Annotated in this window: 13 protein-coding genes; 5 read left to right on the top strand and 8 right to left on the bottom strand. The window is 46.4% G+C overall.

Going from position 1 to position 25194, the window contains the following annotated elements; all coding sequences use genetic code 11:
- Position 1: 1 nt before the first annotated feature.
- Genes ACKI5J_RS05750 through ACKI5J_RS05730 form a run of 5 tightly spaced genes read left to right on the top strand, consistent with a single transcriptional unit; the run spans position 2 to position 12529 of the window.
- Complete coding sequence (locus ACKI5J_RS05750) at positions 2–3301, top strand: glycoside hydrolase family 2 TIM barrel-domain containing protein (protein WP_407427424.1); 3300 nt, start codon at positions 2–4, stop codon at positions 3299–3301.
- Between the two features lie 13 nt (positions 3302–3314).
- Positions 3315–6746: a glycosyl hydrolase gene (locus ACKI5J_RS05745; RefSeq protein WP_407427422.1), complete on the top strand. Its 3432-nt coding sequence runs from the start codon at positions 3315–3317 to the stop codon at positions 6744–6746.
- Positions 6747–6757: 11 nt separating this feature from the next.
- Positions 6758–8794, top strand: coding sequence for a glycoside hydrolase family 127 protein (locus tag ACKI5J_RS05740; RefSeq protein ID WP_407427420.1), 2037 nt, complete (start codon positions 6758–6760; stop codon positions 8792–8794).
- A gap of 7 nt (positions 8795–8801) precedes the next feature.
- Complete coding sequence (locus ACKI5J_RS05735) at positions 8802–10223, top strand: sialate O-acetylesterase (protein ID WP_407427418.1); 1422 nt, start codon at positions 8802–8804, stop codon at positions 10221–10223.
- A 2-nt stretch (positions 10224–10225) separates the two neighbouring features.
- Positions 10226–12529: a DUF5703 domain-containing protein gene (locus tag ACKI5J_RS05730; protein ID WP_407427416.1), complete on the top strand. Its 2304-nt coding sequence runs from the start codon at positions 10226–10228 to the stop codon at positions 12527–12529.
- Here the strand turns inward: ACKI5J_RS05730 and ACKI5J_RS05725 are convergent.
- The 8 genes from ACKI5J_RS05725 to ACKI5J_RS05690 all read right to left on the bottom strand — a co-directional run bounded on the left by ACKI5J_RS05725 (position 12522) and on the right by ACKI5J_RS05690 (position 25141).
- Entirely contained in the window at positions 12522–14267 is a 1746-nt protein-coding gene (locus ACKI5J_RS05725) for a glycoside hydrolase family 9 protein (protein WP_407427414.1), read from the bottom strand. The two genes, ACKI5J_RS05730 and ACKI5J_RS05725, sit on opposite strands and share 8 nt — an antisense overlap.
- 26 nt (positions 14268–14293) lie before the next feature.
- A complete protein-coding gene (locus ACKI5J_RS05720; protein ID WP_407427412.1) occupies positions 14294–14773 on the bottom strand; it encodes an ankyrin repeat domain-containing protein in 480 nt (159 codons plus the stop codon).
- Positions 14774–14844: 71 nt separating this feature from the next.
- On the bottom strand, positions 14845–16443 hold the full coding sequence (locus ACKI5J_RS05715) for a catalase (RefSeq protein WP_407427410.1): 1599 nt from the start codon (positions 16441–16443) through the stop codon (positions 14845–14847).
- A gap of 69 nt (positions 16444–16512) precedes the next feature.
- Positions 16513–18228 carry a hypothetical protein gene (locus ACKI5J_RS05710; RefSeq protein ID WP_407427408.1) on the bottom strand — a complete coding sequence of 572 codons (1716 nt, stop codon included), beginning with the start codon at positions 18226–18228 and terminating at the stop codon, positions 16513–16515.
- The gene (locus tag ACKI5J_RS05705; protein ID WP_407427406.1) at positions 18221–19486 is read right to left on the bottom strand and encodes an MFS transporter; all 1266 of its coding nucleotides are present in this window, start codon (positions 19484–19486) and stop codon (positions 18221–18223) included. Before ACKI5J_RS05705 ends, ACKI5J_RS05710 begins: the two co-directional genes overlap by 8 nt.
- Complete coding sequence (locus ACKI5J_RS05700) at positions 19476–20534, bottom strand: glycoside hydrolase family 130 protein (protein ID WP_407427404.1); 1059 nt, start codon at positions 20532–20534, stop codon at positions 19476–19478. The genes ACKI5J_RS05705 and ACKI5J_RS05700 overlap by 11 nt, the downstream gene beginning before the upstream one ends.
- Positions 20535–20562: 28 nt before the next feature.
- Positions 20563–22050 carry a RagB/SusD family nutrient uptake outer membrane protein gene (locus ACKI5J_RS05695; RefSeq protein ID WP_407427402.1) on the bottom strand — a complete coding sequence of 496 codons (1488 nt, stop codon included), beginning with the start codon at positions 22048–22050 and terminating at the stop codon, positions 20563–20565.
- Between the two features lie 10 nt (positions 22051–22060).
- Positions 22061–25141: a SusC/RagA family TonB-linked outer membrane protein gene (locus ACKI5J_RS05690; protein WP_407427400.1), complete on the bottom strand. Its 3081-nt coding sequence runs from the start codon at positions 25139–25141 to the stop codon at positions 22061–22063.
- Positions 25142–25194 lie beyond the last annotated feature (53 nt).

The following is a 25194-nucleotide window of genomic DNA, read 5'->3' as shown; positions in this document are numbered from 1 at the left end:
CATGGATATTAAGAGTCTTCGTTCCTATTTTCTGACATTGGCATGTATGTTTGCAGGCGCCGCTTCTGCACAAACAGTGGATGGTTTGCCCGCAGTTGTTCCCCCTGTACCGGGAATATTTAGCCTGGAACCCTGGGAGGATCAGACGGTAACCAGTATTAACAGGGAGCCGGCAAGAGCTACAGGATATTCGTTCAAGTCGGAAAAAGAAGCCTTAGTTGGTGACCGGGATAAAAGCGGCAGAATACTTATGCTGAACGGTGATTGGGATTTTTCATTCGCATTCAAGCCGGATGATGCCCCTAAAGATTTCTATAAATCCAGGGTTTCCGGCTGGAAGAAGCTCGAAGTGCCATCAAGCTGGGAAATGAAAGGATACGATATTCCGATCTATAAGAGTGCGGTATATCCGTTTCAGCCTGTGGATCCTCCACGTGTACCGAAAGACTATAATGCGGTGGGATCCTTTCAAAAGGTGTTTAATCTGCCTGCCGACTGGAAGAATATGAACGTGACACTCCATTTTGGAGGTGTAAGCTCGGGCTTCAAAGTATGGTTGAACGGCAAGTTCCTTGGTTATGGTGAAGATAGCTGTCTGCCTTCAGAGTTTAATATCACGCCTTATCTTCAGGCAGGGGAGAACATTGTGTCTGTTCAGGTTATTCGCTGGAGTGACGGCGCCTATCTGGAAGATCAGGACCACTGGCGGATGAGCGGTATTCACCGGGAGGTGTTGCTGATGGCAGAACCTAAGGTGCGTATAGCAGATTTTCACTGGCAGGCCAAGTTAGATAAGGACTACAAAGATGCGGTATTCAGTATTCGTCCGCGTATTGATAATTTTAGTGGCAAAGCCATCCCGGGCTATAGCCTGAAGGCCCAGTTATATGACAAACAAGGCAAGCCCGTTTTGAGTAAGCCACTGGAACGTTCTGCGGAGTCGATAGTGAATGAGATCTACCCAAGGCTGGACAACGTCAAATTCGGACTTCTGGAAACGACGATAAAGAATCCGGATAAATGGAGTGACGAAACTCCGAACCTGTATACTTTGGTGCTGACATTGACCGACTCATTGGGTAATGTACAGGAATCCAAGAGCTGTAAAGTTGGCTTCCGTTCAATTGAGTTTTCAAAGGAAAACGGGAAGCTGCTCATCAATGGAAAAGTAACGTACTTATATGGCGTAAATCGTCACGATCAGCATCCTTCAAAGGGAAAAGCTTTGTCACGGGAAGACATCCGCAAAGATGTGGAGATGATCAAGCAGTTTAATTTCAACTGTATCCGCACAAGTCACTATCCGAACGATCCGTATTTTTATGATTTGTGTGATGAGTATGGCATCCTGGTAATGAATGAGGCTAATCATGAAACACATGGGTTGGGTGGTAAGTTAAGCAACGATCCGACATGGACGCACGCTTTTATGGAACGGGTCACGAGGATGGCCATGCGCGACAAGAACCATCCGAGTGTGATCATCTGGAGTCTTGGAAATGAGGCAGGGCGCGGTCCGAACCATGCAGCAATGGCGGAATGGTTACGCGACTTTGATATTACCCGTCCCATTCACTATGAGCCGGCCCAGGGCAATCACCGTGCGGAAGGCTACATGGACCCTTCTGATCCACGCTATCTGAAGTCAAACGATCACTCGCACCGTATTGGCAACATGACCGATCAGCCGTATGTAGATATGATCAGCCGGTTTTACCCAGGCGTTTTTACTCCGAAGCTGTTGCTTGATCAAAAAAACAACGATAACAGGCCGATCATCTTTGTGGAATACTCTCATGCGATGGGGAACTCCAATGGTAATATGAAGGAGTTCTGGGATATATTCCGTTCCAATCCGCGCATGATCGGCGGCTGTATCTGGGAGTTCAGAGATCACGGACTCATTAAAAGAGATTCGACAGGGAAAGAATTCTTTGCTTACGGGGGTGATTTCGGTGAAAAGAGACATGATTCGAACTTTTGTATAGATGGTATTGTATCTTCGGATGGCCGTCCTAAAGCAGCGATGTATGAATGCAAACGGGTTTATCAACCTGTTGAGACAACGATGAGACCTGGCAATATTCTTCATGTTGAAAACAGGCATGCTGCGAAATCATTGAGCGGCTATGAGGTTACACTTATTATCCGCGAAGACGGAAAACCAGTTATAACTAAGGTACTTCCGCGTATTCACCTGGCGGCAGGGAAGGACACTTTGATCAATATCAGTCGCTATCTCCCAAAACTGAAGAGTGGATCTGAATATCTGGCGGATATTCACTTTACACTTCCTCAGGCTGAACCTTGGGCACCTAAAGGTCATGAAATTGCATCCAATCAATTTGCTGTTACGGGAGTGGCTGAAAAAAACAACGTCACAGGGAAATATGCAAATATTCAGTTAGACGAAACGCCAAACGCTTTCAATCTAAGCGGACCGTCTTTTAAGGTTAGAATCAGCAAGGAAAACGGAGCCCTGGTATCGTATGTGAACGCAGGAGAAGAACAGGTATTCAGTCCGCTTTTACCTCATTTCACCAGGCCTCAGACCGATAATGACAGAAGAGGATGGAAGCCGAACAGGAAATTGAAAGAGTGGTATGAAGCGAAGCTGACACTAACAGATGTGAAGGCAGAAAAGGTTGGCACGGGAGTGGTCCGCATAAGTAGTAACTACTCGCTGATAGAAGGGAAGGCGACAGCGAAAGTTGTGTATACGCTAAACGGGGATGGTGTGTTGAAAGTGGACTATTCCTTGAGCCCTTCTACTGACCTGCCCAATATACCTAAGGTTGGTATGCAAATGGGGATCCGCAGAAATTATGAGCAGATATCGTGGTATGGCAGAGGTCCGGTTGAAAACTACCTCGACAAGCGCTATGGTTTCGATGCGGCGATTTACTCACAACCTATCCAGAGCTTTATGGAGCCCTACGTTTATCCACAGGAAAACGGTAACCGTACGGATGTGAGATGGATGCAGCTGGCCGATGCAAAAAATGGCAAAGGTTTGCTGGTAGCAGCTGATAGCCTGTTAAGCATGAGTGCATGGCCGTATACCGAAGAGGAAATAGTAAGAGCGAAGCACTGGCACCTGTTGAAGGATGCAGGATATCTAACGCTGAATATTGACCTGATTCAAATGGGTATTGGAGGGAATGATACCTGGACAGACGTGTCTGCACCGATCGAGAAGTATCAGATTCCATCAAAGCCATACCAGTATACGTTCTACATGTTGCCGGTAAAGTCCAGACAGACAGACCCAGGGGCTATTGCCAAAAAAATAAGATTTTAATCGGGAAGGATAAATGATGATCAAGCGATATTTCATGCTGCTGACAGCACTACTATGTACTTTTACAAATGCCGTAGCGCAGCCGGACAAACACCTGGCAGAGCCTGCAAAGCCCTGGGTGTTGTGGTATTGGATGCACTCCAGTTCTTCGAAGGAAGGAATAACAAAAGACCTGGAGGCGATGAAAGAAGCTGGCATCGCCGGTGCATATATTGCGACCATCAAAGGGACGACAAATCCCCCTCTGTTCCGGCCTGTAACCGAACAGCTGACTCCGGAATGGTGGGAAATGATCAGGTTTGCCATAGAGGAGGCAGACCGTATGGGACTTAAAATTGGCTTGTTGCCTGGTGATGGTTTTGCGACGGCAGCCGGGCCATGGATAACGCCTGAACTGTCCATGCAAAAGGTGGTTTGGAGCAAGACAGAGATAAGAGGAGGGAAGCTTTTTAATGATACTCTGAGCCGTCCTCCTTCTTACAAGGGCTATTATAAAGAACTTGCTGTCGTGGCGTACCCAACGCCTGGCGGTTTTGTGCAGAATACGTATAACACGATTCCGAAAATAACGACAAGTATTCCGGAAAAGGATGCGTCTTTCCTTATAAAAAAGGGAAATAAGGTAAACTTTTCCAGTAATGATCCCTGCTGGATTCAATATGAATTCAGTAAGCCTTTTACCGCCAGAAATGTTACTATTCATGTCAATAATTTTAACACACAGTCTCAACGTTTAGCTATCGAAGTAAGTGATAACGGCAGAGATTTTCGGCGAATAACACAAATGCAAGCGCCACGTTCAGGATGGCTCGACTGGGATTCTGATGTAACGCACGCGATTCCGCCAGTTACCGCCCGTTATTTTCGGTTTGTGTACAACCGCGAAGGTTCTGAACCGGGTGGAGAAGATCTGGATGGTGCCAAATGGAAACAAAGCCTGAAGATTGCCGGTATTGAGCTTTCTTCAGAGGCGAAGATTCATCAGTTCGAAGGCAAGACCGGGGAGGTATGGCGAGTAAGTCCGCGTACCACCAGGGAACAGCTTGCTGACGAACTTTGCGTACCTCTCCGCAAAATTCAGGACATCACCAGATATGTTGATTCTAATGGGAAGCTGAAATGGAAACCAACGGCAGGAAACTGGACCGTTTTGCGGATTGGACATACTTCAACGGGACATATGAATGAAACGGCAGGAGCGGGCAAAGGCCTAGAGTCTGATAAGCTTAATCCGGAGGCTGTAACGCTGCAATTTAACAGCTGGTTTGGCAAAGCGGTGCGCACAGCGGGACCGGAGCTTGCTAACCGTGCTTTGAAAGTTTTTTACATTGATAGCTGGGAATGCGGCAGTCAGAACTGGACTCCTGCATTTCAGAAGGAATTCAAAACCCGCAGGGGATATGACATGAAACCATATCTACTGGTTATGGCCGGTGTCCCGGTTGAGAGTGCCGATGTATCGGAGCGGTTTCTTTACGATGTGCGTTTAACCCTTGCGGAATTGTTGAATGACAATTTCTACAAAGTGACGAGAGACCTGGCCCACAGGAGCAATGCTCAGTTTGGATCGGAGACAACGGCACCTGTGATACTCTCCGATGGACTCCTGCATTACAAAGAGGTTGACATTCCTATGGGCGAATTCTGGTTAAGAAGCCCGTCTCATGATAAGCCGAATGACATGGTCGACGCGATCAGTGGAGCGCATATATACGGAAAACCCATTATTCAGGCAGAGGCATTCACGCAGTTAAGAATGGCTTGGGATGAACATCCGGGGATGCTAAAATCGTTACAGGATAGAAATTATGCCATGGGAGTTAACAGGCTCGTCTACCATGTGTTTACACACAATCCCTGGGTAGACCGGAAGCCGGGGATGACGCTGGATGGAGTTGGTTTACTGTTTCAAAGAGACCAAACCTGGTGGAAACCGGGAAAAGCTTGGGTTGATTACGCAGAAAGAGCTCAACAGCAGCTGCAGAAAGGTACTTTCGTAGCAGATATCGCAGTATTTACCGGGGAAGAGATTCCGAGGAGGGCAATTCTGCCTGACCGCCTGGTTCATACACTTCCTGGGATTTTTGGCAGGGAACGCGTTGAAAACGAAAAAGCGAGGGTAGAGAATAAAGGATTGCCCATGAAACAAATGCCCGAAGGTGTTAATGTTTCTGCTAATTTGTATGAGCCGGAAAATTGGAACGATCCGCTAAGAGGTTATGCCTATGACTCTTTCAATCCGGATGCTCTATTGAGACTGGCCCGTGTCGAGAATGGGCGGGTGACTTTTCCTGGAGGGGCAAGCTATGGAGTCATGGTCTTCCCTGGCAAACATCAGATGCAGCCTAATAGCCGGATTATGTCTGTTGATGTTGCGGAAAAAATTCTTCAATTAACAAAGGAGGGTGCAACAGTTCTCCTTTCCGAACGGCCTATAAGTACTCCCGGACTCGCCCGGGCAAGTGAACAGGATCAGAAATTGAAAGAAATTGCCGAAGAGTTGTGGGGAGGAACCTTTGAAAATGTTCAGGACGGAACCGAGAGTTTCCAGATGAAGCATTTAGGAAAAGGAAGAGTGATTTTAGGGCCATTCCATGCCTCTTCGTTTGCGAAATTAGGGATAGCAAGAGATGTGGAGATATTCGATTCATCATCCAAGGCGGCATCAGGGTTCGTTTGGACGCATAGAAAGGATAATGATTCAGACATATACTTTGTTGCTAATCAGGATTCCGTTAAGAAAGAAGTAACTGTTTCACTAAGAGCAACCGGACGTATTCCTGAGCTTTATGATGCTGTAAGCGGGGAAGGTTTTGCAGCCAGGAGCTATATGTCGGAAAACGGAGTAACTAAATTAAGCTACCTCTTTGAACCGAACGCCTCGGTGTTTATCACCTTTACCAAGCCTGTAGCCGAAGCTGTAAGGGCGGAAGGAAAAAACTGGATAGAAACAGAAGATATGCAGACCCTGTCGGAACCCTGGTTCGTTAGCTTTGATCCGGATTTAGGCGGACCTGGAAAGCCTGTTCGCTTTAACAACCTCAGCAGTTGGAACATTCATCCTGATACACTTATTCGTAATTATTCAGGGACCGCGAGCTATGCGAGCAGCTTCAATGTGAAATCACTTAAGGAGAGTGAAAAAATATATCTCGATCTTGGCGAGATCGCTAATATCGCTGAAGTAATTGTTAATGGAAAGAATTGCGGAGTAATATGGACTGCGCCTTACAGGGCAGATATTACCACAGCGATCAGGAAAGGAGCTAACTCAGTGGAAATACGTGTCACCAATACATGGGCGAATCGTTTGATGGCTGATCAGCGTCTGCCTCAAGATCAGCGTATCACTTACACAACCGCACCTTTCCGTCTACAAGGAAAGCAGCCATTAAAAGGAGGCCTCCTTGGCCCGGTAAAACTTATTAAATCGAAAAATAATTGAAAGGAACCCATATGAAAAAGATTTGTACAGGTCTTGCTGCAGCGGGAATGCTGCTCATGGCAAACGCCACCGGCTTCGCCCAGCAAAGAAGCTTGGTAAATACCTCCAACAGCCCATATGCGAAGTTAAAGGGTGTTGATATGAATGCAGTCAAATTAACCAACGGCTTTTGGGCAGACCGCTTCAAGGTATGCGAAGAGGCGATGGTTCCCTATATGTGGGAACTCTATAAAGATCCCAACAGGGCTCATGCATTTACTAATTTTGAGATTGCAGCAGGGTTGAGGGAAGGAAAGCACACTGGACCTCCGTTCCATGATGGTGACTTCTACAAACTGATAGAAGCGCTAGCTTCCGTTTACGCCTCCAATAAGGATCCCAAGATTGACAAGCTGATGGATGAAGTGATCCCCGTCATTGCTAAATGTCAGCGTGAAGACGGATACATACACACCCCAACAATGATTGAGGAAAGGAATCGTGCAGCAGGTGCAAAAGAATTTAAGGACCGTCTTCATTTTGAAACTTACAACCTGGGCCATTTGATGACTGCCGCCTGCGTTCATTATCGTGCTACGGGCAAAACCACCCTTTTAGAGATTGCAAAAAAGGCAACAGATTATCTTTATAATTTCCATGAAAAAGCATCACCTGAATTAGCACGGAATGCAATTTGCCCTTCGCACTATATGGGAGTGGTGGAAATGTACCGTACAACGAAGGATCCGAGATATCTCGAATTATCCAAGAACCTTATAGACATCCGCGGTTTGGTAGAAAACGGTACGGATGATAACCAGGACCGTATTCCATTCAGACAGCAAACGAAGGCGATGGGTCATGCCGTTAGAGCAAACTACCTTTATGCTGGGGTGGCTGATGTATATGCTGAAACCGGTGATACTTCACTTATATCCCGTTTGAACCTGATGTGGGATGATGTTACTGAACGTAAGATGTATATAACCGGTGCCTGTGGCGCATTGTACGACGGAGTATCACCAGATGGAACATCCTATGAGCCTTCTGACGTACAGAAAACGCATCAGTCTTACGGGCGTGATTACCAGCTTCCTAACCATACTGCTCATGGTGAGACCTGTGCAAATATCGGTAATGTATTATGGAACTGGCGGATGCTACAGCTGACCGGTGACGCCCGATACACTGACGTGATGGAGTTGGCTCTTTATAACAGTGTGCTGTCCGGTATCAGTTTGGATGGAAAGAAGTTCCTCTACACTAACCCGCTAAGCGTCTCTGATGATCTGCCTTTCCAGCAACGTTGGTCTAAAGACCGGGTTGGTTATATCGCATTGTCAAACTGTTGTCCTCCTAACGTGGTGAGAACTGTGGCAGAGGTTGGTAACTATTTGTATAATGTCTCAGAAAAAGGTCTTTGGTTTAATCTTTATGGAGGCAGCGACCTTGCAACTACGCTTGCGGACGGGTCGAAAATAAAGCTAAGTCAGGTTACCAGCTATCCTTGGGATGAAACGGTGAGCGTGAGCTTGAAAGAAGCACCTCGCAAAGCCTTTTCCATGTTCTTCAGAATACCCGGATGGTGTAAAGATGCAAAGCTGACCATCAATGGTAAGCCTGCTGATGTGGAGCTTACTGCCGGTAACTATGTCGAGTTGAACCGTAAATGGTCTAAGAACGATAAGATTGAACTGACTCTTCCTATGCCTGCTACCCTAATGGAATCTAATCCGTTGGTGGAGGAAACAAGAAATCAAATTGCGGTTAAAAGGGGACCTGTTGTTTACTGTCTGGAGTCTACTGATCTTCCTAAGGGAGAAAACCTTTTTGATATCACTATCCCATCAAACATCGCTTTCACACCTGTGAAAACAACTATCGAAAATAGTCCGATAACGGTATTGGAAGGTAAAGCGATCAGCACTGGGAAAGGTAGCTGGAAGAATACGCTGTACCGTGAGATATCAACTGCTCAGAAGCCTGTACAAGTACGTTTGGTTCCTTACTACGCATGGGGAAACCGCGGACATAATGAAATGTCAGTTTGGTTGCCATTAAGTCGATAATACATAAATGAAACGTTTATTTTCAGTACTTTTTCTTCTAGTAGCTTATTCGAGTATCCGCGCTGAGATCAGAATGGCCTCTATATTCACAGATAATATGGTTCTCCAGCAGCAATCCAATACACCCATATGGGGTTGGGCAAAAGCAGGACAGACGGTTACAGTCGTTCCATCCTGGGATAATAAGTCGTACTCTGTTAAAGTGGCTTCCTCGGGAAAGTGGAAGATCGAGATTGCTACGCCGGCTGCCGGCGGGCCCTATGAGATTACGATAAGCGATGGGGCCCCATTGAAATTAAGTAACGTGCTTATCGGAGAAGTATGGTTATGTTCAGGACAATCCAATATGGAAATGCCCATGAAAGGTTTCAAGGCGCAGCCTGTTTTAGGTTCCAACGATGCGATACTGAAATCAAGAAACAAGAATATCCGTATCTACACTGTGCCGAGGTCTTCATTCACTGAGCCGCAGGAAGACAGCAAACCGTCTGCGTGGAAGCAGGCAGAACCCGAGGCCGTATCTAACTTCAGTGCCACTGCTTACTATTTCGCACGGCTGTTGAATGAGATGCTTGACGTGCCAGTTGGGGTAATTAATTCCAGCTATGGCGGATCATCGATAGAAGCCTGGATGAATCCGGAAACATTAAAGCCCTTCAAGGATATTAAGGTTCCGGCAAAGAACGATCCGATAGTTCAAAAAAGCCGTACGCCGACTACCTTGTACAACGGAATGATCGATCCGATTATCGGCTATGGCATAAAAGGTTGCATCTGGTACCAGGGAGAATCAAATTATGAACGGCCTGATCAGTATGAGCAATTGTTCCCAGCTTTGGTAGCGCAGTGGCGTAAACAATGGAACATAGGCGAATTTCCATTCTACTATGCTCAAATTGCACCATTCGCCTATACGCAGCTTCCGCCGTACCATATGGGAGGAAAGTATAACTCTGCTTACCTCAGAGATGCCCAGAGGAAATCAGCATCCGTTATTCCGAATTCGGCTATGGCGGTGTTAATGGATATAGGTGAGGAGAATTGTATCCACCCCATGAATAAAGAAGTGGGCGCCAAAAGGCTTGCACTATTAGCACTCGCTAAAACATACGGAATGAAAGGCTTTGGCTTTTCCAGTCCCGAGTATGTTTCTTCGGAAGTAAAAGGTAGTGTAATGGTGCTAAAGTTCAACCATGCATCTAATGGCTTTACATCTTACGGAAAGAAACTTAGCCTGTTCGAGATAGCAGGTGCGGATAAGGTCTTCCATCCTGCAGAGGCAATAATCGGAGGGTCGAGCATATCAGTTTCCTCGCCGTACGTGAGTCAACCAGTACACGTGCGCTATGCATTTAAAGACTTCGTGATTGGCGACCTTTACAGTACGGAAGGATTGCCGGTATCTTCATTTCGTTCAGATAATTGGTAAAAATGTTTAAAGGAGTAGTCTTAGTTTTCTTAGCAAGTTTCACTGCTTTATATGCAAGTGCACAAACAGGCATTGAGCAGTATAATCTGGTTTGGGATAAGCAAAGCGTTAACTCGGGTGAGTCGATGCCTTGTGGAGGAGGGGATATAGGACTCAATGTCTGGGTAGAAGGCGATGAACTGCTCTTCTACGTATCGCGAAGCGGAACTTTCGATGAGAACAATACACTTCTTAAACTCGGAAGGGTCAGGTTAAAACTTAGTCCCAACCCGTTTAGTCAGGACGACTTCGAACAAGCTCTGATATTAAAAGACGGACATGTAGATATTCGGACGAAGAAAGGTTCTGCAAATACGCATATCAGGGTCTGGGTTGATGTTTTTCGACCTGTGGTACATGTCGATGTGAACAGCACGATTCCCTTGATCGCTGAAGCTTCTTACGAGAGCTGGCGACATATAGATCGCTTTCCGAAAGGCAAAGAAAATAATGCCAACTCATATAAATGGGCTCCTCCAGTACCTGTGATTACCTTTAAAGATTCGGTTATGTTTAATGGGAAAGGAGTCATGTTTTATCACCAAAACAGAAAGAATACAGCATTCGACGTGGTGGTGAAGCAACAGGGTATGGAAAGCGTGAAAGATCAGATGATGAACCCAATAGCAGGACTTTGTTTTGGTGGATTGATGCAGGGATCAAATATGACATCAGCAGGCACATACATGGGTAAATACCATGATACGGAGTTTAAGGGCTGGAAACTTAGAAGCCATAAGCCTGCTAAAAGTCATCAGGTGCGAGTCTTTCTTCCGATGGCCAGGGCAGATGAGGTTTGGAGCTCGAAGTTAGAGTCTCTGATAAGGGATAGCCAAAAGTCTGCAAAAACCGCAAAAAGACAGTCCCAGAACTGGTGGAAAAACTATTGGGAACGGAGTTATATTTTTCTTGATTCCGCAAGTTCAAACAAGTCATCAGAGGCTTGGCAGGTGGGCCGGAACTATCAGTTGTTCAGGTATATGCTGGGTTGTAACGCCTACGGTGAGTATCCTACTAAGTTTAATGGCGGCTTGTTTACGGTCGATCCGTCGTTTACGGATTCTACATTGAAATTCAGCCCTGATTTTCGCAATTGGGGCGGAGGTACCCACACCGCTCAAAACCAACGATTGGTATATTGGCCGATGCTCAGGAGTGGCGACATTGATATGATGAAGCCTCAATTTGACTTTTATAGCAATATGTTGAGGAATGCAGAGTTACGTTCTGAGTTATATTGGAATCATAAAGGTGCGAGCTTTACTGAACAGATTGAGAATTTCGGACTACCCAATCCAGCAGAGTATAATTGGAAGAGACCTGCGGATTACGACAAGGGAATGGAGCACAATGCCTGGCTCGAATATCAATGGGATACTGTTCTGGAGTTCTGTCAGATGATTATAGAAACGCATCGCTACCAGGGTAAAGATATTAAGGAGTATATGCCCTTGATCGAGAGTTCCCTCACATTCTTTAACGAACACTATCAGTATCTTGCTAAAAAGCGCGGAAGTAAAACGTTTGATGCAAATGGACATTTGGTACTTTATCCGGGCTCCTCTGCTGAAACGTATAAAATGGCCTATAACGCAACTTCTACCATAGCGGCGCTCAAGGTGGTGTTGCAAAGCTTACTTGAACTGCCCGATCACTATTTAACATCTGAGAAGCGGGATGTGTGGACAACGATGCTAAAACGTATTCCCCCGATCAGTTTCAGAGAACAAGGGGGACATCCAACAATCTCTCCGGCCAAACTTTGGGAACGTATTAATAATACAGAAACGCCACAGCTTTATCCTGTATTCCCCTGGGGAATCTATGGAGTGGGCCGATCTGGTTTGGACACTGCCATAAATACTTATAAGTATGATGCTGACGCTCTGAAATTTAGAAGCCATGTAGGTTGGAAGCAAGACAATATCTTCGCCGCGCGTCTTGGTCTAAGGAAGGAAGCTCAAAGGTTGACATCTCTTAAACTGAAGGATTCTGGTAGAAGGTTTCCTGCCTTCTGGGGGCCTGGTTTTGACTGGACTCCTGATCATAATTGGGGGGGATCAGGCATGATTGGATTACAGGAGATGCTCATGCAGACAGATGGAAGGAAGATTTACCTGTTACCTGGCTGGCCATCCGATTGGAATGCTAGTTTCAAACTACATGCACCATATCAAACAACCATCGAGGCAACAGTTACCAACGGTAAAATTACCTCTTTGAAGGTGAGTCCCGTGAGCCGAATGAAGGATGTTGTGGTCATTTAATTGAGCTTTGCAGAGCTTCCATCGCATTAGATAAATAGACCAGTGGAGCGTTCCAGTTGATGGCGATTTCGTTTGATGCATAAGAGCAATCATGATCAACAAAAGCGACTTCTGGATCGGTTTCAAGATAGCTGCATCCATCGTTTGCATCCTGCATTCCATAGTTCGGGCCTCCTGATAGGAGACCGGGGACCGGCTCCGCGACTCCATCAGCTACTGAGGGACGGTGATGCGGATGCATTACCCGCCTGCTACCCAAGCCTGTGACGAAGCAATATCCTGTAGCGTTACGTCCCAGGATGTAATCGAGGTTGCTCAGCGCTGCGTTTATATAGGCGGCATTGCCCGTCAAATGATATGCGTATAAAAGCAGTATCCCCTGATTGGCTGCATTTCCGTTGCTGCCCCAGTTGAAATCCTGTTTGGAAAGTCCCATAATGGTACTGAAGGCATTGGTCTTACTTTTAGTAATGTATAAGTTCGCCTTTTTGATGAGGGAGTTTTTTAGCCCATCGATGTATGGTTTGAACGATTTTGACAGATCCTTTTTATGCCTTAAAAGAGAATAGATACCTAAAGACTCAACGTTTGACCAGGAGGGAAGCTGTAAATCACCGCCCGGCTTTCTGCTGAGTCTGTCACTAAACCTTTTTTCGCCGGTTGTAATCAGCAATTCTGTTGCAGCCCAAAACCACTCATCTTCAAAATTATGATCACCATAAGTACCGGTATTTATCTGAGGTTCAAATCGTTCATTGATAATCGATTGATCATATTGCACATCCGGATTCTTCAGTGCCCAGTTCCATGCATTCCGCGCGGCCAAGAGGCAGCTATCACTAAGGCCTGGAAGCTGCTTATTAAAATTACGTAGGACTCTCGAAGCTTGAGAGGTAACTGCTGCAAAGTTAAGACTAGCAGCAGTGCTCTTTTGCACCACATACCGGGGCAATGTAGTGACGCCAGGCATGACCATTCCGTCGAACGAAGCATTGGTGCATTTGTGATAAACTCCGCCATCAAAGGGATCCTGCATGGTCATCATCCACCGTAAGTTTACGATCGCTTCGTCCAGTATATCTGGCACTTGATTGTAGCTCTCGGGGATATTCGTTTCTAACGTATCGAAGTAAGCGGAGAAATCTTCGTAAGCAGAAAGCAACGTTCCCATCGTGATGCCTGAGTTGACAATATACTTATTGTAGTCCCCCGCATCATACCAGCCTCCTGGGCTCGCTATCTTTGTGTCAGCAGGCCTTGCATCAGAGGCAGCGGATGCATGTATTAAAATAGCAGTGTCAGGATGACCGGGCCCACGAGCCCACTTGTGTGCAAACTGTTTTTCGAGTGCACCGGATACTCGCTGATAATAGAATCCTTTCAAAGACGATACAGCAACCGGCCGGTGTACATTGTCGCCTATTTTAAACGGAAAAGATTCTGGAAGTCCTTCAACGTAAAGCACATAGTTGCCAGCCGTTTGAAACGAGCTGAAGTCTGCTGTCCTTGTAGAAGTTCTGGAATAATCCGATTGTCTCTCTACGCCCAGCTTACCCCTGAAAACCGTATCCCTGCTAGCTGAATTGATGAGTAGAAATGTACTTTCCTCCGTCTTAACTACTACCGCTATTTTGGGTCCTGATTTATAAAATCCTATCTGATTCAATCGAATAGGATTCTGTTGTGCGAACGTGAACAAAGAAAATAATGCAGCGCATAGAGAAAAAGCGACTCTCATATTGTAACATCTGGATTAGCTGGTCTTTAACCAGCCTCTTCCAGAAACCGGATGGCTTCCAGATTTCCTTGTTGGACGGCAAGGTCAAGGGCTGTGAGGCCTCTTTTTTCTCTAACAGTCGTGTCGGCCCCGTGTCGCAACATAATCTCTGCCAGGTGGTTCCTTCCAAATAACACGGCAAACATAAGAGCCGTACCGCCGTTTCCATGCTGTGCATTGAGATCTGCACCATTAGCAATAAGCAGTTCCGCGATATCAGGGTAACCTTTAAAGCAAACGCCCATCAGTGCGGTATTTCCACCGAAATCAGGCTTATTAACATCAGCACCCGCTTCTATCAACAATTTTGACACGGCCAACTGGTCATTATAGCTGGCAATAATAAGCGGCGTATATCCCCGGGAATCCTGTGCATTAACATCTGCACCCCGTTCAATTAGAGATTTAATTAGACCAACGTCACCGGTGCGAGCGGTATTAATTAAATCGTCGTTTAGAGCTTTCATGGTAGTAATATTGACACTATAAGCGGTTAGCCAGAATATTTCGGTCTGGCCAACCGCTTATAATGTGGTAATTAATAGGGCTTAGCTTCTCTGCCTTCCTCCTCAGCCTGTTGTACTGCCTCGTGAGAAGTTGTAGTGCCAATCGGTCCCTTATTGCTCTTGTCAACGTCAGTGCTTGCCAGCCCTTCAGCAACACGCCTGCCGTAGTCTTCATCGCACTGTGTGAAAAGTTCTACCATTTTATCTTGTATACTCTTATTTGCGGTTGCAAGTGTGTTTACCAGATTGAGAATCAATTCATCTTTTTCCCAGTCTTCGAAATTCCGGTATGTATCACCAGCTTGTCCGAAATTATTCTGTTTTTCTATCTTCTGACGTACCAACGCACCATGGTACATTGGTGTGTGGTCTTTACCTGGCTTTGGTGCTTCTTTTGGCCCTCCCAGAGAAGACGGCTCATAGTTTACGTGTGGATTGTTAACGATGTCGCCACCTTGGTTATAAGCCATCTGACCATCTCTCTGATTGGTTGAAACTTTGCACTTAGGGGCGTTTATTGGAAGTTGTAAATAGTTGGTGCCCACGCGATAACGCTGGGTGTCGGAGTAGGAAAACGTTCTTCCCTGCAACATCTTATCATCTGAAAAGTCAAGACCGTCAACAAGCACACCCGTTCCGAAAGCACTTTGCTCGACCTCTGCAAAGTAATTTTCCGGATTCCGGTTTAAGGTCATTTTACCAACCGGATACCATGGAAATTGTTCCTTAGGCCACAGTTTCGTATCGTCCAGAGGGTCGAAATCAAGCTCGGGATGTTCGCCATCTTCCATAATCTGCACGCAAAGCTCCCATTCCGGAAAGTTTCCGCTTTCGATCGCCTCGTAGAGATCCTGAGTCGCGTGATTAAAGTTCTTGCCTTGAATCTCCTGTGCCTGTGCCGTGGTAAGGTTCTTTATTCCCTGAAGCGGTTCCCAGTGATATTTGACAAGTACACCGACACCCTCCTTATTTACCCATTTGTAAGTATTAACGCCCGAACCCTGCATCTGGCGGTAATTAGCTGGGATGCCCCAGGGCGAAAATAGGAAGGTGATCATATGAAGTGCCTCAGGTGTATGGCTGATAAAGTCAAACTGCCTCTCACCATCCTGACGGTTGGTTACCGGATCCGGCTTGAAAGAGTGAATGAAATCAGGAAACTTCAGCGCATCCCTGATAAAAAAGATCTTCAGGTTGTTTCCCACGAGGTCCCAGTTGCCATCTTCCGTGTACATCTTCACAGCAAAGCCGCGTGGGTCACGCAATGTCTCAGGTGAATGTCCTCCGTGAATTACAGTTGAAAAGCGAACAAAACATGCTGTCTGCTTTCCTTTTTCCTGCAAGAATTTTGCTCTGGTATATTTTGAGATCGGCTCGTTTCCAACCATTCCATATGATTCAAATACACCGTGAGCCCCAGCTCCGCGGGCATGAACCACGCGCTCGGGAACACGTTCCCTGTCGAAGTGCGACATCTTCTCTAAGAACTGGTAATTCTCCAGTGTTGCTGGTCCCCGGCTTCCAACAGTTCGAAGGCTCTGGTTATCGTAAACGGGATGTCCGTTTCTGGTTGTTAAGATTGGTTCAGTGCCGTTCTCGCTGGGTTTTCCATTGGTTTCGTGCAAATCCATAGTCAATAGTTTTTTATAGGTTTCCTATAAAGTTACTTGTTTCAATCGAAAAAGACAGTTACAACCCGATTAATTTTTCCGTTTTTTGAAATCTACTATCACATTGTTTATAAGCATCTTATTGTTTCTGTAGACAGGTTTGGCAACGGATGGAAGACAAACTAAAACCACTGATTGATTTGCAGGAATATCTACTGCGTGTGTCTTCTTTGACTGCGACGAAAGGGTCTTCTGTGATACCAGATCATAGATCAAGCCAGTCTCTTTTAGCTCGAAGCGAATGGTTTTCTTCGTAGGATAGGGGTTATAGCACAAATAGGTGGGATACGCATTCTGCCGGAAAAAATCTGTCGCCAGAAGATCAAGCTTCAGGATACCTTCCACATTTGTTCGCTCAACTGTAGCTCCGAATAAACCGACATGGGCGCTTCCATATACACTGAACTGTGATACCGCTGGGTTTTTTCCCGGTACCCATTTTGGGCCGTCCCCCTGTGCTACAGGAGCCTTGAGGTCTTTGTAAAGCGTGTCGAATGTCGAAGCCATAGCGATCCCTTCGTAAGCGATCACACCTTTCGTCACATCAGACGAGTCAGGTAAGGTCTGATGCTCTCTCGGAATATGCTGAGGATAGAACAACCGTGAAGCATTCACAGCGTTCAACATCCATTTGCCGATAGCATTTGCATAGGCGGGCTCATATCTCACCAGGGGAAGGAGGGGCCAGGCCGCGTCGAAGGTATTCATCAGGAAACCATAGCCTCCATGATCGACGGTACTGCCTACTGTTCCCGAAATGTCATAACCATTCCAGTTTCCTACAAGTACTCCCCATCCTTCTCTGCATATGGCAGTTCCGTCAAATGTCCAGTCAAGCATCTTTTCTAAATCAAAACTTGTGTCCTGCTCGGCATTCAATACTGCAGCCATATAGGCACCAAATGGCATCAGCAGCTCATAGGTAGGATTGATCTGATTACTTTGGAGCGCCCGGGTTGCACTTATGGCGCCCTTCAAGTACCGCTTATCGCCAAACTTTTTATATGCCGAGTATAAAACCCATGCGTGTCCTGCAGCAGCATCCGGCTGTGCGCATATATTGTTCCTCATAGGTTTCATGCGCCCATAATCGAAATACGAGTAATCATAATTTCCGTTGAGAATCGAATCGGCAGAGTAAAATTTCTCGGCAATGCTTCGTGCTATTTCCTCGAAGTCGGGTTCTGAAGGATACTGGTCATATATGGCGTAGAAAAGAAGATTCGGGTAAACATCGTACCACCAGTCGCGGCCATAACCCCCACCCAGTAATGCAACTTCCGGAGCAGTATTGTTCATCATAATATTCCACCCTGTTTCTTTATTGAAATAGTTTTTCAGCATGCCTACATAGTTCCTGTTGGCCTGATTACTTTTGTCGATTCCCATCAAGCTCGCACCGAGCACGGAGCCCATATTCGCCATAGCTTCGTGAAACATGCCCTCATGGTTGCTCAAGCCCTGTCTTACATCACCAATTGCCGTGTACATACCCAGTGTAGGCTGATCAAAATTCCGTCCGGTACTGTCAATCCAAACCATCGGCCAATATTTTTCCTGAGCATCGAAGTCATATACCAGCTTGTCAAACCGTAATGCCATATCTTTCCAATCGATAATCATCAACGGTTTCGGTAGGTTAGGCATCTCGTCCACCCTGGAGATGGGTTTTTGCTGTACCTGCCCATAACTACATAAAACGATGAGCAGATAAAAACAGCTAGAAAGTAGTTTTTTTTTATTCATGATGTATAACTTGATAGTGCAGGCTTTTCTCCATTTCATCTCCTTGTCTGATGATCCGTTTAGCCACCCAAAAGGAGCTTAGCTGTAATACAGCCACTATGATGATCGCATAGCGAAGTGCAACTTCGTTTGAAAAATAATAAGCCAGCAGCAGAAAGGTGCCTGCGCCGGTAAGCCGACCGAGGTAGAGACCCGCTTCATGATTCAGAATGTACGCAAACTCGCTTCTTTTTTCTTTTTTCGAGAGCAAGTCTATTACCCGGAACTGAATAGGGAAGTAGGCAAGATCGAGAAGCGGTTTGGCAAGTAACAAAAAGAGCATAAACAAGACGACTCCGGTAGCATTGTAGAGGATACCATTAATCAGCGCCGCAATAGTGAATAATAAAAGTCCGGTTCCAAAGACGTAGATCCGTTGGGAAGGCGATGTCTTCCTCCCGATGATATACATCAGAATGGCGGCGAAAATTGCGCCGATCGACTGAGCTGTGCCTAAAGCTCCTTCTTGTCCCAGAAGCAACATAATCAGCATGGCCGGGGCAGTCACCAGAAACCCCTGCACCAAACCCTTTAAACTCGCCAAAACAAGCAGCCTGTTCCAGAGAGGATCGAATTTTAAATAAAAAAACTTTTTGTTTACCGGGTTTATGAACTTTCCCCTGAAGCACATTACAGACGCCAAAATGGTGATTATAAATACAATTCCCGTTACAATCCGGTATGCCAGCTTAGCGTTTCCATCCCTTGCCGATAGCTCAATGAACCAACCTATGCCAACCGGGATTAAGACGGCTATAATGGTATAAAAGAAAGTTTCCAGGCCATAATAGTAGTTTCGATTGTTATTGTCCGTTGTCGACAACGCCAGAAAATCCCTGTTAGCCCAATAGAATCCAAACGACATACCCATCACTATCCCCGCAACTGCAACACCTGTAATATCCAACGTGTTTAGAGACATCATAATTGCCATAGATACCCCGCTGAGTACCATGCCCAGTGAGAACAGGAATTTGATGGGGAACCGGTTCAACAGCCACCCGTTGATCAGAAACGTGATCGGAATCCCCGTATAAATGGTGAGCTGATAAACCACCACCTTAGTAGGATCGTTCGAGTTTCGCATCACGTAGGCCGCCACAAAAATGTCAATAACAGGAAGGACGATGCTGTATATCAGGTTGGTGAGTGTTAATATTTTGAAGTTGTGCGACTGGCTCCTAAAGTGCCCTATTTCCTGTTTCAGTTTATTCAGCATGGTCGTAGGTTAAAAAGGCCAAAATTCCCCCAATTGAAAAGGTAGCGCCACAAACATGCTCATCTGCTGCCCCGTAATAGATGATCAGTTCATCTCCCCGGACAAGATGTCCGTTCGTAAATACTACATGTCCGAAGAACCCGCTGACCTCATACGGTTCTGTGGGCACCATAATGGGCTCGTCTGTGCGCGCGAGAACCACTGAGGGATCTTCTAAATCCATCAGGAAGGCTCCCAGACAGTATCGATGTTCTGCATCTGCGCCATGATAAATTTCCAGCCAGCCCATTTCGGTGCGGATGGGAGAGGCTCCTGCACCTACTCGGGCGCCATCCCACTTGCCAGGCCTCGTCCGCACCAGGCATTGATGTTTTCCCCAATGAATGCCATCAGGTGATTCGGCCAGCCAGATATAATTACCTCCAAGGTCAACGCTGCTGGGCCGGTGTAAAGCATAATACTTTCCGTTGATTTTCTCTTCAAAAATCGCACAGTCTTTATTATGAGGAGGGAGAATGAGACCTTCGTCCCTGAACACCTTCCAGTCGCTCGTTATTCGCAGTCCTACCGCCACTCCGTTTTCCGAAACAGCCGTAAAGGTCAGGAAATACCGGTCATCCATGTAGGTAACCCGGCAGTCTTCTATGCCGAATGCCTGATGTCTTCCCACGCCGGTCAGTAATTTGAAACCTTCCGGTTCATAGAACTCCACTCCATCATCGCTGCAAAGGAGTCTCAGATGAGACAGGGTTGTCAGATAATCGGTGCCTTTATAGCGGATAACTCGGGGATCGTCCTTATTCAGATCCGGATCGTCAGAAGCGATGCCAATCACGTCGATGCCGTCTCCATTCAATACAGGGAAAGTGATCATGCCTTCCTCTTGTGCTGGTCTTTCCGCCACTCGTACAAGAATCCAGGTTTTACCTTCGAAGCTGAACACTCCTGGATTCAGCAGGCAGGTAATCTCCAGCCCGCTTCTGCTGGGCCGCAAGTCCCCCGGAGAGAGAAGTGGGTTCTCTCTAAATCGCTTGGCTATATCAGTCATAAAAATATGCGTTTGTACTGTTTGGAACTTAATATCCCTGATTTTGTGTAATGGTTCCCCCTGATTTATCCACTTCGCCCTGAGGTATAGGATAGAGAACGTTTCTATCCTGGAAATTTTTACCAGCCGCTGTCAGGACCATTTTTGCCAGGTTCCACCTCTTCAAATCGTTAAATCGCTGGTTTTCAAACCCAAGCTCAACGCGTCGTTCCTGGATGAGCCAGTTCTTTATTTCTTCTTTATTGGCAGATGCAGGGTTCCGGTCAGCAAGTGTCCCGGCAGGTACAGGAGTTCCGTCTATGGTGGGACTGGTTCTTGCTCTCTGGCGTATAGAATTGATTATAGCTATGGACTCTGCAAACGCATTGGTTTCCAGATATGCTTCCGCTTTCCAAAGCAGTACATCAGCCAAACGGATATAGATTTTATTGGTTGGAGCATCATCATTGCCCTTATTGGTTCCATCCGTTGAGCCCAAAAGCTTATTGACGTTTTTCGCCGGAACATCCACAGTATACAAAAGACGCGGATCATTGGGTTCAAAGGCTGCAAGGAAGCTTGGAGTGGGGGCAACAAAACCCCAGTCCAACAAAGCACATAAGCCATTGCCATTTCGGGGAAGCCGGCCCGTCTGATGGTCATAAGCGAAGATTACTTCACTTTCAGCAAATTCCTTTGCTACGCTGAAATTATCGAAGTAGTTCGGGTTCAAATTGTAAAAGCCCATCCCCTGAAGCTCCGCCACCAGGCTGATCACATCCGCCCATTTCTGGTTATACAACGCCGACTTAGCCTGTAAAGCAATTACAGCTCCCTTTGATACCCTCCATTTCTCTGTCTCGCTGGCATACTTGCTATTGGTCAGGAGCGGTTTAGCTGCTGCCAGATCAGCATTGATCTGCTCCCATACCTGAGCGGCCGGAACCTTCTTTGCCACCTCGTAAGCCTCATTGAAGCTTTCAAGTGGCTTCAGGATAACAGGGATGTCTCCGAAATTATTCACCAGATCGAAATAATAGAAAGCTCTTAGAAAATAAGCTTCAGCCAGACTACGGTTCTTCAGTGTCTCCTCCATATTCAAAGTAGCCATTACCTCTGTATTGGTCAGATAGCTAATCGCCTGATTGGCTCTTGCGATACCTTCATAGTCAAAGCTCCAGATCCCATTAAAAGCACCGTTGTTTGATGTGAAGCGAAAGCCGGCGATTTCGTCCATCCAGGGTTGGTCGCCGTCCGGATTCCACTTCTTCTGAGCGTCATCAGAAGCCATGTCTTTCAGTACAAAATCCGGACGAATAACTGTTCCCTGGTTCCAGGCCCATTCTCCTATCAGGTTAAGCGTATTAGAAAGCATTTGGTAAGAGCCATCAACGGAAGAGGTAATGGTACCTACCGTTGGTGCTGAACTGATTTGGTCAGGAGTAATCAGACCTATCGGATCCTTGTATAGTTCTTTCTCGCAACTCAGCATGAAAAACAATGCACTGAGAAAAAGGGATTTATATAGTAGTTTCATCTCGGTTAATTTAAAAGTTAACATTCAAGCCAAACAGGAAGGCGCGTGATTGCGGATAGGTTCCCATATCGACGCTGCTGATTGTTTCCGGATCCAGCCCCGTATATTTGGTACTGGTATATAGATTTTGTCCCGAAACGTACAGGCGGACGTTCTGAATTTCAATCTTTTTACCTTTCAGGAAGTTACCTAAGGAATAGCCTATCTCCACATTTTTAATCCGGAAGTAGGAGGCGTCTTCTACAAATATGCTGGAGATTCTGCTGCTTCCATTGTCTGTAAAACTGACCCTTGGAACCGTATTGCTCGTACCTTCGCCGTTCCAGCTGTTCAATGCAGCGGTGGTATAATTGAAGGGACGGGTGTCATAATCCAGGATCTTCTTACCGTCATTATACTTATCCACATCCTCTACTCCCTGCAAAAGGAACGAGATGTCGAAGCCTTTGAAGCTTCCCGAAAAGTTGATACCATAGTTGATCTTCGGAATAGCATTGCCAATGAAGTTTCTGTCACCGTCATCCAGAATTCCGTTTCCGTCCAAATCGCGGAACTTAACGTCGCCTGGTTTTTCTGAGGGACTGTTTGTTCCGAACAGATGTGCTGTGATCTCGGCTGTATTCTGATAAATGCCTTCCATTTCATATCCGTAAAACGCTCCCAAAGGTCGACCTACTGCGGTGCGTGTATACGTGTCGCTGATGTTGGGATAATTAGGGTGCAGTGCCTTTACTTCGTTTTCCAGCGTCGCAAAGTTCCCGTTAATGCTGTATTTGAAGTCGCCTATCGAATTTCTATAGTTAATCCCAACTTCCAGGCCCTTATTGCTCACTTCAGCAGCATTGACATAGGTTGGATTCACATTGCCGACAAAGCCCGGAAGCTGAATAGGCAATAAGATACCACTCGTGTTTTTGGTAAAATAGTCCAGTGTAAAATACAGGCTGTTCTTGGCAAAGCCAATATCCAGACCGATGTTATTCTGCGTGGTGGTTTCCCATTTCAGATCCGGATTCCCATAGCGGTCCAATACATAACGGTCTCCATCTTTTCTAAGCAAGGTCAGATAAGCATAGTTGGGGATTTGCTGGTTTCCAAGCTTGCCTGTACTGGCACGCAGCTTCAGTTCAGATAGCCAGCTGATATCTTTCATGAAAGCCTCTTCCGAAACGGTCCAACCCGCCGAAACAGAGGGGAAGTAACCCCATTGATTGTTTTCACCGAAGCGGGACGACGCATCCGCACGAAGATTGGCTGTCAGCATATATTTGGAGTTGTATACATAGGTAGCTGAACCAAACAGCGAGAACAGCGCATATTCACTCCCGTTACCGCCATTCCACAGGTCAGTACTCGTATTGCCAAAGTCGATATATTGAAAAGTTCCTGATGTATAATCGAAGCGCGCACGCGAGGCAGAGAGTCCGGCAGCATCATTCTTGATAAACTCCGTTCCAACAAGTGCGTTGATTGCATGCTTGTCGAGAGATTTGATATAATTCAGCGTGTTCGTCCAGGTAACGTTCAGCTCCTGAGCACGTTCTTCGTTCAGTGAGTTCGGGCGGTTTTGTCTGCCAAGACCCTTGCCCTGGTCAATCGCCGAACCTCCGTTGTCATCATCGCCGAAGTTCTGCCGGAAGGCTTTATTATGCAGGAAGTTTAAATCGATGCCTACATTGGTACGCAACTTTAGTGAGTTGTCTTTCAGGAAAGCGTATTCACCATAGAAATTGCCAAAGGTTTTGTAATTAATCCGCTTATCGTTGGCATAATACGCCAAGGCTATCGGGTTAGATGTCTTCTCAAAATTTTCGTCCCATGCCCCGCGGTTCTCATCGTTAAGAAAGTAAAATGGCAGATCTGTAAAAGGATCGGTTGCCTTATATGTAGGATCGGAGGGATCCTTGTACACCGGTATCACCGGCGGCCTCAGAAGCGCATGCCGGATAATTCCCGGGGCATCTCCGCTGGAGGAAAGCCAGTCCTGCGTAGAGTGGGAGAGCTGCAGATTTGTCCCGACTTTAAGGCGATCCGTCAGGTTAGCATTCACATTCGCACGGAAGCTGAGGCGCTGATATTTATCATTGTCAAAGACCACTATCCCATTTTGAGCGTAATACCCACCCGAAAGTAAATATTGTACCTTTTCACTGCCGCCGCTTGCAGTGAGCTGTGCATTCTGAGACATGCCCGTCTCAAACAGCTCCCCCAGCCAGTCCGTATCGGCCAGATCAGTCCGTTGTTTAGCAGCGGTATAAGGGTTATTGGCATAACCGGCATTGTTCCATGCCTGCTCCAGCGTGTTCAGATACTGAGACGTATTCATCATGGTAGGCAAATTCCTGACCTGCTGTACACCATTAAAATAGTTGAGTTCTACAGATGATTTGCCAATAGCACCCTGAGCGGTAGTAATCACCACCACTCCATTTGCTGCCCGCGATCCGTAGATCGCGGCTGATGCAGCATCTTTCAAGACTGTCATCGTTCTGATGTCAGCAGGATTCAAGAAGGCGATGTCCTTCGTCGGGTTGCCGTCTACAACATAAAGCGGACTGTTATCACCAATCGTGCCTACCCCACGAATGCGCACATCTATAGGGTCACCCGGAGCACCGGTTCCCTGCGTAACCTGCACACCCGCAACCTGCCCCTGGAGCACCTGAGAAACGTTGGGTACTCTTCGCGTCTCCACGTCACCCATATTGACGGTACTCACAGCGCCTGTAATGGAACCCTTTCGCTGACTGGTATAGCCAACAACAACCACCTCATCCAAATTGGATGTGCTCGTTTTGAGCTGCACATTTATCGTCGCATTCCCCGCATACGAAACGGTTATTGGGTTGAAACCTACCGATGAAAATACAAGCGTTGATGCCGCACTCCCATTTAGTACTATCGAATAGTTTCCGTCGATATCCGTCGGTACGCGATTTTGTGTATTCGCCTGCTGCACCACTACGCCGGGGAGGGGGAGGCCGCTGTCATCAGTAACTTTACCGGTAATCCGGATCTGTGCTGATAGCGTGAAAGAATATAGCAGGAAACATGTTATAAAACCATAAAACAGGTATTTGTATCGTTTCATATAGGTAATAATTGGTTGTATCAAATGTATCAGTGTTCCCTCTTAAAACAGTT

The sequence above is a fragment of the Arcticibacter sp. genome (assembly GCF_045629565.1).
Lineage (GTDB): Bacteria > Bacteroidota > Bacteroidia > Sphingobacteriales > Sphingobacteriaceae > Arcticibacter.
Note: the sequence above shows the minus strand (reverse complement) of the source record. Positions and strands in the feature narration are given on the sequence as shown.